This window comes from Ruegeria atlantica, from assembly GCF_013032005.1.
Taxonomy (GTDB): Bacteria; Pseudomonadota; Alphaproteobacteria; order Rhodobacterales; family Rhodobacteraceae; genus Ruegeria; species Ruegeria atlantica_A.
Genome location: NZ_WQBE01000009.1, coordinates 15,998 through 25,715, shown reverse-complemented (window position 1 = coordinate 25,715; position 9,718 = coordinate 15,998). Strand labels below are relative to the sequence as shown.

The window sequence follows — 9,718 nt, the reverse complement described above, 5'->3', positions numbered from 1 at the left end:
ACGCCGTCAAGCCCATATTGATATCAGCCAAGGATCGCCTCAATCGACGCGGTGACTTCCTTGATATCCGCCAGTCCGTTCACGGGGCGCAGATCGCCCTTGGCGTAGTAATAGCCGATAAGCGGCGAGGTCTTCTTGTAATATTCCATCAGGCGCGTACGCAGGCTGTCTTCGTTGTCATCTGCACGACGTTGGAAGTCATTTTCCTTACCGCAATTGGTGCATTTACCATCCGCAGGGATTGGTTTGGTGATGTCGTTATAAACCTCACCACACCCGCCACAGGTCGAACGCGCCGTAATACGGCCCACCAACGCATCATCATCGACGCGCATCTCGATCACTGTGTGCAACGACTGACCCAGCTTGGTCAGCAACGCCGCCAGTGCATCGGCCTGCGCCAGTGTACGGGGGAAGCCGTCAAAGATGAAACCGGCGCCTGTTTCGGTGGTCAGCTTCTCTTCGATCAGGCCGATCACGATCTCATCAGTGACCAGCCTGCCCGCATCCATGATCGCCGCAACCTTCTGCCCCATCTCGGTGCCCGAGGTCTTGGCCTCGCGCAGCATGTCGCCAGTGCTTAACTGAACCATGCCGCGTGTTTCAACCAGGTGGCGCGCCTGCGTCCCTTTACCGGCCCCCGGGGGCCCAAGAAGAATGATGTTCATCGACGAGAGGGTCCCTTCCTGCCGCGTTTCTTACCTTTGCCGCGCAGTTGGGACTTTTCAATCAGCCCTTCGTATTGGTGCGCAAGCAGGTGGCTCTGAACCTGTTGGATCGTGTCCATGGTCACAGAGACGATAATCAGAACCGAGGTGCCTCCGAAATAGAATGGGATGGCAAACTGGCCCCGAAGGATTTCAGGTAGCAGACAGACCGCCGCCAGATAGGCCGAACCCAGAACCAGCACGCGGTTGACCACGTATTCCAGATACTCGGCGGTTTTCTTGCCCGGACGGATACCCGGCACAAAACCGTTCTGCTTTTTCAGGTTGTCCGCCACATCGTCCGGTTTGAATGACACGTTGAACGTATAGAAATAGGCAAAGAACACGATCATCGAGGCGAAAAACAGCAGGTACAACGGCTGTCCGGGGCCAAAGTTGGCCAGCAGCCACGACATCACCGGCCCGTTGGTCGCACCCGACGAGAAGGTCGAGATCGTCACCGGCAACAGAAGCAGCGAGCTTGCAAAGATCGCCGGGATAACGCCCGCCGGGTTGACTTTGACCGGCAGGTGGCTGGAACCACCTTCATAGATCTTCATACCGGCCTGACGGCGCGGATATTGGATGTGGATCTTGCGCAAGGCCCGCTCCATGAACACCACAAAGGTGATCACGGCGATAACCATCACAATCACACCCACGATCACTGCAGGGCTGATCGCACCGCTGCGTCCGCTGGCAAAGAACTGCGCCAATGCGGCCGGAACCTCGGCAATGATGCCGACGAAGATGATCAGAGAGATACCGTTACCGATGCCACGTGCGGTAATCTGCTCACCCAGCCACATCAGGAACATGGTGCCGCCAACCAGCGTAATCATGGTCGACATACGGAAGAACATGCCCGGATCGGTTGCCAGATCACCCGATTCCAGCGATACGGCCAGACCATAGGCCTGAACGGTGGCCAGAGCCACGGTGCCGAAACGGGTATACTGGTTGATTTTCTTGCGTCCCTGCTCGCCCTCTTTCTTGAGCTGTTCGAGCGCGGGAACCATAGATGTCAGCAGCTGCACAATGATCGAGGCTGAAATGTAGGGCATGATGCCGAGGGCAAAGATACCCATCCGCCCCAGCGCCCCGCCAGTAAACATCGAAACCATGCCGCCGATGCCCTGCCCCGCCTGCTCCATGAACTCGCGCAGGGCCTGCCCGTCGATCCCCGGCACCGGAATAAAGGTGCCCAGGCGATAAACGATCAACAAACCCAGCGTAAACAGGATGCGGTTGCGCAGATCGGTGGCTTTGCCCAGGGCAGACCAACTTGTGTTGGCTGCCATTTGTTCTGCTGCTGATACCATAAATCGGTCTCTCTTATGAAAACACCGCCCGGAACCGTTTTCCGGCTCGGGCGGCGTCTGGGAAAACTCTGAAGACTATGTAAGCGGGTCTTTGCCCGCTCACAAGCGCTTACTCTGCCGCAGCAGCTTTTGTGACCGTCAGTGAACCGCCCGCTTTTTCGACTGCCTCAACGGCAGCTTTCGAAGCACCGGTGACTTCCAGGTTCAGCTTGGCGCTGATTTCGCCTTTGGCCAGAACGCGGATCCCGTCCAGCTTGCGACGCACCAGACCCGACGCAACCAGAGCGTCTTCGGTAATCGCAGCTTTGGCGTCCAGCTTGCCGGCGTCGACGAATTTCTGGATCAAACCCAGGTTGATAACGGCGAATTCCTTGCGGTTCGGCTTGTTGAAGCCACGCTTGGGCAGGCGCTGGTACAACGGCATCTGGCCGCCTTCATAGCCATTGATGGCCACACCCGAACGGGATTTCTGGCCTTTGATACCACGGCCACCCATTTTACCTTTGCCGGAACCGGGACCACGGCCAACGCGGGTGCGTTTCGGCGTGGCGCCAGGATTGTCGCGCAATTCGTGCAGTTTCATATCGCTTCTCCTTAGCCGGATGTGACCCCCGAAGCGTGATGGGCCAACCACGGCATTTCTTGGTTTTGATTCGAATGGCGCAAGGCCACCGCAGGCGTATAGGCCCGTTGACCTCTCTTGGCAAGCCCGCGGAAGCGTACCGCGCTAGTCCTCGGCTCCACCCGCCTTTTCAGCGGACCCTTTATGCGGCCGGATGGGGGCTGCAAGTGGGTCGATACCGTGCCTCTCGACCAGTTTGCCCACCAGACTGTTCGGATCGGGTCTGCCGCCATATTTGGTCCGCATGATCGCTCGCATCCGTCGACCGTATAGATGGATCGAAACCGTATCCTCTTTCATGTAGTGGTCGATTCTAGCATTCGGCCGGGCAAGGGCACGGCGGCGCGTGAAGTTCAGCGGATAGAAAACGTGCTCGGGCAGCGCATATTTGATCTCACCCGTCTGCTTCAGTGCCCAGGTAAACGCCCGTGGCCCCCACACCCCCCAGAACACCTCAGGGACGTTTACCGGCGCTCCGTTCTGCAGCGATTCTTCCAGCGGCTTTCGGTGCCTCGGAGGCAACCACGGCGGAATGAAATAAGGATCATTGGTTAGCTCAATCAATTTGCCCAGTGTATCACTATCCTGAGGCAGAGCGAGCACGCCTGTGGCCACCTCACCTTCGAGCCGCCCATAGTAATGGCCGTTGGGTGTCGAGAAAGGCTTCAGACAGTAAGCATCGGTATCTGCCCAGATCAAATCAGCTTCTTGCGCCAGCAGTCGATACCGGAACTTGTCCGAGTGAGGTGCCGGGCTTCCGGTTCGGCCATGAGTCACAAACTCGGAATCGGGCAGTACCTCACGCGCATCGCGGTGCTCGACCCCATCGGGGATGTTTGTGACGTTGTCATAAGTATAGAGGCGCACACTTTGTCCTGCGTCCAGGTAAGACTTGATGCAGAGCTGTTCCAGGAAACTCAGGGGGCCTTCGACCCACAGCATTCCAATCTGATATTCACGCGCCATACTAAGTCTTTCCGCCAAATTGAACCGAGCATAAAAGTCGCTTTTCTGGCGTGTGCCTTATATGCGGCGTCCTCGCAATGCGCCCGGTCAAAAAACTTCAGCGCTGTGACGCGATAGACTCTCAAACAAAAAAGAGGCGCCAAACGGCGCCCCTGAATTCGTGGATCAGTTTGCTGTGTTACGAGCAGTAAACGTGATCATGCGCGATGTCTTTGATATCGCAGCGGCGCACACCGATATCGTTCAGTTCGCGGTCGGTCAGGCTTTGTAGTTCCGAATAGGTGCGATTGAATTCTGCGCGCAGAGCGTAAGCCTCTTTTACCTTTGCTGCAAAGTCAGCGATGCGAGCAAAAACGGTGATGCCGTGAGTGGTTGTTGCTGTATAAGCCATATCTGAATTCCTTTCCTGATCGGGGCGTATTCCCCGATGTTTCCTTGTGTGTTCCTTGTTTGGACAGGGTTCAGATAGGAGTGTTCGGTATCGCTAACAACGAAGATTTCGGTCTAGCCGCTATGCGTGCATTGAATAGCTATGCGGGGCGCTGTGCTTAACTGGGACCTTTACTGGCTTCTCTGCTTTCGCGCACTTCTTCTGCGGGCGGTCATCGCCCGGCCATCCCGAATACTAAGCCCCATCAACGTCAGATTGGTGGCGCCAGCGATCAGTTCAACGACTTGCACAATATAGAAGCTGGTGTCGAATGATCCTGCGTTTGCTTTTGCGCTAAGGTAGATGGCGGCGGGAACAAGGATGAGAAGTCCGTTCATCGCTATGATCGGCATCCGTTTCTTCTTGGCGAGCGCCTGGACATCTTTGCGGCGACGCCCAAGAGACATGCCGGATGCACCGACAATCACCATTGCTGGCACCAGAATAAACAGTCCGCTGACGATCATGGATTTTACCGCGGCGACGGTCGCATGGGTTGCAAATAACTCGCTGTACAAGGTGGATGTCCAGAAAACGAGGATTGTAAGAAAACCTAATACTCCGGCGATGGGGTGGATGGTTCTTAACATGTTGCTACTCCGGTTATCGCATCAGGCGACGCAGTGGTTTTCAACTGCGAGCTTTCGTACAAGATGTGGCCGCGCCACAGCACTATCTGGATAGTCCGCGATCCGTCGCTGAAATTCGGGATTGGTAAATGCGTCGCGGAAACTTTGGACGTCCTGCCAGATCGCGTAGTTCACAAAGGTCGAACTGCCAGCGATGCCCTGATGGAGCTGGGTAGAAATATATCCTGGCTGAGATTTCATGAAATCTGCATCATGCGCCCAGGCCTTCAGCAGCGCCTCTTTGTCTTTGGCGTCCACTGTGAACAGGTTGATCAGCACTACCGGACCTTCTTCGGTCTGCATCTGATCTGCCAGCGTGACGATATTGTCCAACTCTTCGATACGAGCCATTTCGATTCCTCTCAATTCTTTTCCATAGCAAGCTATGTATTATTGCATAGCTTGCTATGCAAGTATAAATCTTGAACATGAACTTTGAAAAAGAAAACTCGGCCGGATACCTGGTCAACCACATGGCGCGGTTGTTTGCGAAGGAATTGCAGCAGCACATTGCGCCCTTGGGCATCGTTGTTGGGCAATTTCCGGTTTTATTGCAGCTTTGGCTCAAAGACGGCGTGACGCAAAAAGAATTGCTGGGCAAAATAGATGTCGAACAAGCCACGCTGGCGAACACGCTCAACCGAATGGAACGCGACGGCTTGATCAAAAGAACAAAGAACCCCGCTGACGCCAGAGCCCAACTGATTTGGTTAACTGAGAGGGCCACAGCAATTCGAAACAGCGCCTATGAGTCTGCTCAAAGCGTAAATGCCGAAGCCCTACAGGTGTTGAGTGAAGCAGAACAGGCACGCTTCATGGACTATATGCGCCGTATAATAGAAAAAATGCGTTCAGATTGAACTGACACCATATCGATTAAACTAAGAGACCGTCATAACCCTTAAATGAAAAAACGCCCCCGAAATATCGGAGGCGTTTCTAACTTTTCGAAGATGTCGCGCTTAGCCGCGTTCTTCGATGATCTCAACCAGATGCGGGATCTTGTTGACCATGCCGCGGACCGAAGGAGTATCCTCCAGCTCACGGGTTTTGTGCATCTTGTTCAGGCCCAGACCGATCAAGGTCGCGCGCTGTTCAGCGGGGCGGCGGATCGGGGAACCGATCTGCTTTACGACGATGGTTTTTGCCATGGGTCGCTCTCCTTATGCTTCTGCTTCAGCAGCTGCCGGTGCTTCGTCCCGCTTGGGCAGGATGTCAGCAACTTTTTTGCCACGACGCTGTGCAACCGAACGCGGGCTCTGCTCTTTCTGCAGGCCGTTGATGGTGGCGCGGATCATGTTGTACGGGTTCTGCGAGCCCAGCGACTTGGACACAACGTCCTTGACGCCCAGCATTTCGAACACGGCACGCATCGGACCACCGGCGATGATACCAGTACCTTCAGGTGCGGTGCGCATTACAACTTTACCGGCGCCGTGACGGCCTTCGATGTCGTGGTGCAGGGTCCGACCTTCGCGCAGTTGCACGCGGATCATCTGACGCTTGGCTTGCTCGGTCGCCTTACGGATGGCTTCAGGTACTTCTTTCGCTTTACCTTTGCCAAAGCCGACGCGGCCTTTCTGATCGCCGACAACCACCAGAGCGGCGAAGCCAAAGCGCTTACCACCTTTTACGGTTTTCGACACACGGTTGATCGCAACCAGACGATCGGCGAATTCCGGTGCTTCGTCGCGGTCACGACCACGGCCCCGGCGGTTTTCACGTTCTGCCATTTTGGCATCCCTTCTCTCACATGGCGCAATCGGCGCCGTTTGTTCAATCCAAGTGAGCCCCGACTGTTGCCGAGGCCCCCGGATCATCGGGGCAGCCGCAAAGCTGCCCGCAAGTCTTAGATCTTCAGGCCGCCTTCACGCGCAGCGTCGGCCAGAGCCTTCACTTTGCCGTGGAACAGGAAGCCGCCACGATCGAAATAGGCCTCTTCGACGCCTGCCTTCTTGGCACGCTCGGCGATGGCCGCGCCCACTTTGGTGGCCGCTTCGACGTTGTTCTTGCCAACGACACCCAGATCTTTTTCCAGGGTCGAGGCCGAGGCCAGGGTCACGCCACGCACGTCGTCGATCAGCTGAACAGAGATGTTCTTGTTCGAACGGTGTACGGACAGACGCGGACGACCCGCGTTGACCTTGCGAAGTTTGTTCCGAACGCGCAGGCGGCGCTTCAGAAACAGGGTTCTTTTGCTGTTTGCCATGGTTTGCGTCCTTACTTCTTCTTGCCTTCTTTGCGGAAGATGAACTCGCCCTTATAGCGGATGCCCTTGCCTTTGTACGGCTCGGGACGGCGCCATTCGCGGATTTTGGCCGCGACTTCGCCCACCTGCTGCTGGTCGATACCTTCCACAACGATCTCGGTCTGCTTCGGCGCGGTGATGGTGACACCTTCCGGAGCGGTGAAATCAACGTCGTGGCTGTAGCCCAGGTTCAGCTTCAGGGTGTTGCCCTGCATCTGAGCCCGGTAACCAACACCCTGGATCTCCAGCTCTTTTTTGAAGCCCTGGGTCACACCGGTTACCAGGTTGGCAACCATGGTGCGGCTCATGCCCCACTGCTGGCGGGCGCGCTTGGACATGCCACGGGGGTTGATTTGCACAACATTGTCTTCGACCGACAGCGTTACGTCATCGGTTGCGGTGAAGCTGCGGGTGCCTTTCGGACCTTTCACTTCGATGGTCTGGCCGGACACAGTGGCGGTAACGCCGCTGGGCAGCTCGACCGGTTTTTTACCAATACGAGACATTGACAGACCTCCTTAGAAGACGGTGCAGAGCACTTCGCCGCCAACATTGTTGGAGCGAGCGTTTGCGTCCGACATCACACCTTTCGGAGTGCTGACAATCGACACGCCCAGACCCTGACGGACCTGTGGGATGTCATTAACGCCCATGTATACACGGCGACCGGGCTTCGAGACCCGCTTCAGCTCGCGAATAACAGGGGTGCCTTCGTAGTATTTCAGGCTGATTTCGATGGCCGGATGACCGTTTTCACCGGTCGTCGCTTCGTAGCCACGGATATAACCTTCGTCCGCCAGCACGTCCAGAACCCAACCGCGCAGCTTGGAAGCCGGGGTGGAAACGGTGGACTTGCCGCGCATTTGCGCGTTGCGGATGCGGGTGAGCATATCGCCGATAGGATCATTCATATCTATGTCTCCCTTACCAGCTCGATTTCACCATGCCGGGGATCTGACCAGCAGAACCCAGCTCGCGCAGCGCAATACGGCTGACCTTCAGCTTACGGTAGTAAGCATGAGGACGACCGGTCAGCTGACAGCGGTTGTGCAAACGAGTAGCCGAGCTGTTGCGCGGCAGTTTCGCCAGTTTCAGACGCGCTTTGAAACGCTCTTCCATCGGCTTGCTCTCGTCATTCGCGATTTCTTTCAGCTCGGCACGCTTTGCGGCATATTTGGCCACCAGGCGTTCGCGCTTCTTCTCGCGTTCGATCATTGCTTTTTTAGCCATGTCTTAATCCTCCCGGCGCTTATGCGTTGAAGGGCATGTTGAATGCTTTCAACAGTGCCTTTGCTTCAGCGTCGGTTTTCGCTGTGGTGGCAATTACGATGTCCATGCCCCAGACTTCGTCGACTTTGTCGAAGTCGATTTCGGGGAACACGATGTGCTCTTTCATGCCCATGGCAAAGTTGCCCTGACCATCGAAAGACGGCTTAACACCGCGGAAGTCACGAACGCGCGGCATCGCGATGGTGATCAGACGATCCAGGAATTCGTACATCCGGTCACCGCGCAGGGTCACTTTCGCACCCAGCGGCATGTCTTCACGGACGCGGAAACCCGCGATCGACTTTTTCGCCTTGGTTGCAACGGCCTGCTGACCGGCAATCGCAGTCAGATCCTCGACAGCCGCTTTGGCCTTCTTGGAATCTTTGACAGCTTCTGCACCACAGCCGATGTTCAGAACGATTTTTTCCAGCTTGGGCAGCTGCATGTCGTTCTTGTAACCGAACTCTTCTTTCAGAGCGGGGCGGATGGTTTCAGCGTACTGAGCCTTCAGGCGCGGAGTATAGGTTGCGTTATCAAGCATCGATCACGTCCCCTGTGGTCTTGGCGAAGCGAACCTTCTTGTCACCTTCCATACGGAAGCCAACGCGGGTGGCTTTGCCGTTTGCGTCCAGCAGTGCCAGGTTAGACAGCTCGATCGGGTTTGCCTGGGGCAAACGGCCGCCTTGGCTGTTCTGGGTCTGGCGGGTGTGGCGGATGGCGATGTTGATGCCGTCGACAACAGCTTTACCGGCTTTCGGGTCAACCGAGGTAATCGTTCCCTCTTTGCCCTTGTCCTTGCCGGCCAGCACGACGACCTTGTCGCCTTTGCGGAGTTTAGCAGCCATGATTACAGCACCTCCGGAGCCAGCGAGATGATTTTCATGAAGTTTTTGCCACGCAGTTCGCGAACAACGGGGCCAAAGATACGGGTACCTACGGGCTCGTTGTTGTTGTTCAGGATGACAGCGGCGTTGCGATCGAAACGGATCGCGGTGCCGTCTTCGCGACGGACTTCTTTAGCGGTGCGTACGACGACGGCCTTACGGACGTCACCTTTCTTTACGCGGCCGCGTGGGATGGCTTCCTTCACCGAGACGACAATGATGTCGCCGACGGAGGCGTATTTACGCTTGGAACCACCCAGGACCTTGATGCACTGAACTCGGCGTGCGCCGGAGTTGTCAGCGACATCCAGATTGGTCTGCATCTGGATCATGTGGTTTCTCCCGACCTGTGGGGGCTGGTCTCGTTAGATCCCCCAGGGTTTCGACAAATGGAAAAATCCCGGAAGCTTACGCCTCCAGAACTTCCCAACGTTTCGTCTTCGATTTCGGCGCGCATTCGATGATGCGTACAGAGTCGCCGACCTTGAAGGCGTTCTTTTCATCGTGAGCCCGGTATTTCTTGGACTTACGGATGGTTTTCTTCAGAACCGGATGCGTAAAGCGGCGCTCGACGGAAACGGTTACGGTCTGTTCGTTGGCGTCGCTGGTTACGGTGCCGGACAGGATACGCTTGGGCATAG

At 56.1% G+C, this 9,718-nt stretch carries 18 protein-coding genes; 1 reads left to right on the top strand and 17 read right to left on the bottom strand.

Annotation, left to right across the window (positions count from 1 at the left end):
- Positions 1-23: 23 nt before the first annotated feature.
- The 7 genes from GOX21_RS15805 to GOX21_RS15775 form a co-directional block, all read right to left on the bottom strand.
- Positions 24-668: an adenylate kinase gene (locus GOX21_RS15805; protein ID WP_170378415.1), complete on the bottom strand. Its 645-nt coding sequence runs from the start codon at positions 666-668 to the stop codon at positions 24-26.
- Positions 665-2,029, bottom strand: a complete 1,365-nt coding sequence (gene secY, locus GOX21_RS15800) for a preprotein translocase subunit SecY (protein WP_058283501.1) — start codon at positions 2,027-2,029, stop codon at positions 665-667. Before secY ends, GOX21_RS15805 begins: the two co-directional genes overlap by 4 nt.
- Positions 2,030-2,138: 109 nt before the next feature.
- Entirely contained in the window at positions 2,139-2,612 is a 474-nt protein-coding gene (gene rplO / locus GOX21_RS15795) for a 50S ribosomal protein L15 (RefSeq protein ID WP_170351671.1), read from the bottom strand.
- Between the two features lie 144 nt (positions 2,613-2,756).
- Complete coding sequence (locus GOX21_RS15790; RefSeq protein ID WP_254428572.1) at positions 2,757-3,617, bottom strand: hypothetical protein; 861 nt, start codon at positions 3,615-3,617, stop codon at positions 2,757-2,759.
- A 178-nt stretch (positions 3,618-3,795) separates the two neighbouring features.
- Positions 3,796-4,008, bottom strand: coding sequence for a DUF1127 domain-containing protein (locus GOX21_RS15785; protein WP_170351672.1), 213 nt, complete (start codon positions 4,006-4,008; stop codon positions 3,796-3,798).
- 170 nt (positions 4,009-4,178) lie between these two features.
- The gene (locus tag GOX21_RS15780; RefSeq protein ID WP_170351673.1) at positions 4,179-4,637 is read right to left on the bottom strand and encodes a hypothetical protein; all 459 of its coding nucleotides are present in this window, start codon (positions 4,635-4,637) and stop codon (positions 4,179-4,181) included.
- Positions 4,638-4,658: 21 nt separating this feature from the next.
- On the bottom strand, positions 4,659-5,027 hold the full coding sequence (locus GOX21_RS15775; protein ID WP_170351674.1) for an antibiotic biosynthesis monooxygenase family protein: 369 nt from the start codon (positions 5,025-5,027) through the stop codon (positions 4,659-4,661).
- Between the two features lie 77 nt (positions 5,028-5,104).
- Here GOX21_RS15775 and GOX21_RS15770 point away from each other — a divergent pair, with 77 nt between their 5' ends.
- Complete coding sequence (locus GOX21_RS15770; protein ID WP_170378413.1) at positions 5,105-5,536, top strand: MarR family winged helix-turn-helix transcriptional regulator; 432 nt, start codon at positions 5,105-5,107, stop codon at positions 5,534-5,536.
- 102 nt (positions 5,537-5,638) lie between these two features.
- Here GOX21_RS15770 and rpmD read toward each other — a convergent pair whose 3' ends face one another.
- The 10 genes from rpmD to rpsQ all read right to left on the bottom strand — a co-directional run bounded on the left by rpmD (position 5,639) and on the right by rpsQ (position 9,716).
- Positions 5,639-5,827 (bottom strand): 50S ribosomal protein L30, encoded by a 189-nt coding sequence (rpmD, locus tag GOX21_RS15765; protein ID WP_008757946.1) that lies wholly within the window; start codon positions 5,825-5,827, stop codon positions 5,639-5,641.
- A 12-nt stretch (positions 5,828-5,839) separates the two neighbouring features.
- Positions 5,840-6,409, bottom strand: a complete 570-nt coding sequence (gene rpsE / locus GOX21_RS15760; protein ID WP_058283505.1) for a 30S ribosomal protein S5 — start codon at positions 6,407-6,409, stop codon at positions 5,840-5,842.
- A 116-nt stretch (positions 6,410-6,525) separates the two neighbouring features.
- Positions 6,526-6,885: a 50S ribosomal protein L18 gene (rplR, locus tag GOX21_RS15755; RefSeq protein WP_058283506.1), complete on the bottom strand. Its 360-nt coding sequence runs from the start codon at positions 6,883-6,885 to the stop codon at positions 6,526-6,528.
- Between the two features lie 11 nt (positions 6,886-6,896).
- Positions 6,897-7,430, bottom strand: coding sequence for a 50S ribosomal protein L6 (gene rplF, locus GOX21_RS15750; RefSeq protein ID WP_170351676.1), 534 nt, complete (start codon positions 7,428-7,430; stop codon positions 6,897-6,899).
- 12 nt (positions 7,431-7,442) lie between these two features.
- A complete protein-coding gene (rpsH, locus tag GOX21_RS15745; protein WP_010437099.1) occupies positions 7,443-7,835 on the bottom strand; it encodes a 30S ribosomal protein S8 in 393 nt (130 codons plus the stop codon).
- 13 nt (positions 7,836-7,848) lie between these two features.
- The gene (gene rpsN, locus GOX21_RS15740; RefSeq protein WP_010437098.1) at positions 7,849-8,154 is read right to left on the bottom strand and encodes a 30S ribosomal protein S14; all 306 of its coding nucleotides are present in this window, start codon (positions 8,152-8,154) and stop codon (positions 7,849-7,851) included.
- A 19-nt stretch (positions 8,155-8,173) separates the two neighbouring features.
- Positions 8,174-8,734 carry a 50S ribosomal protein L5 gene (gene rplE, locus GOX21_RS15735; RefSeq protein WP_170351677.1) on the bottom strand — a complete coding sequence of 187 codons (561 nt, stop codon included), beginning with the start codon at positions 8,732-8,734 and terminating at the stop codon, positions 8,174-8,176.
- A complete protein-coding gene (gene rplX / locus GOX21_RS15730) occupies positions 8,727-9,038 on the bottom strand; it encodes a 50S ribosomal protein L24 (RefSeq protein WP_008755589.1) in 312 nt (103 codons plus the stop codon). The genes rplE and rplX overlap by 8 nt, the downstream gene beginning before the upstream one ends.
- A 2-nt stretch (positions 9,039-9,040) precedes the next feature.
- Positions 9,041-9,409, bottom strand: a complete 369-nt coding sequence (rplN, locus tag GOX21_RS15725; RefSeq protein WP_008757934.1) for a 50S ribosomal protein L14 — start codon at positions 9,407-9,409, stop codon at positions 9,041-9,043.
- 76 nt (positions 9,410-9,485) lie between these two features.
- Positions 9,486-9,716, bottom strand: a complete 231-nt coding sequence (gene rpsQ, locus GOX21_RS15720; protein WP_170351678.1) for a 30S ribosomal protein S17 — start codon at positions 9,714-9,716, stop codon at positions 9,486-9,488.
- Positions 9,717-9,718: the final 2 nt, after the last annotated feature.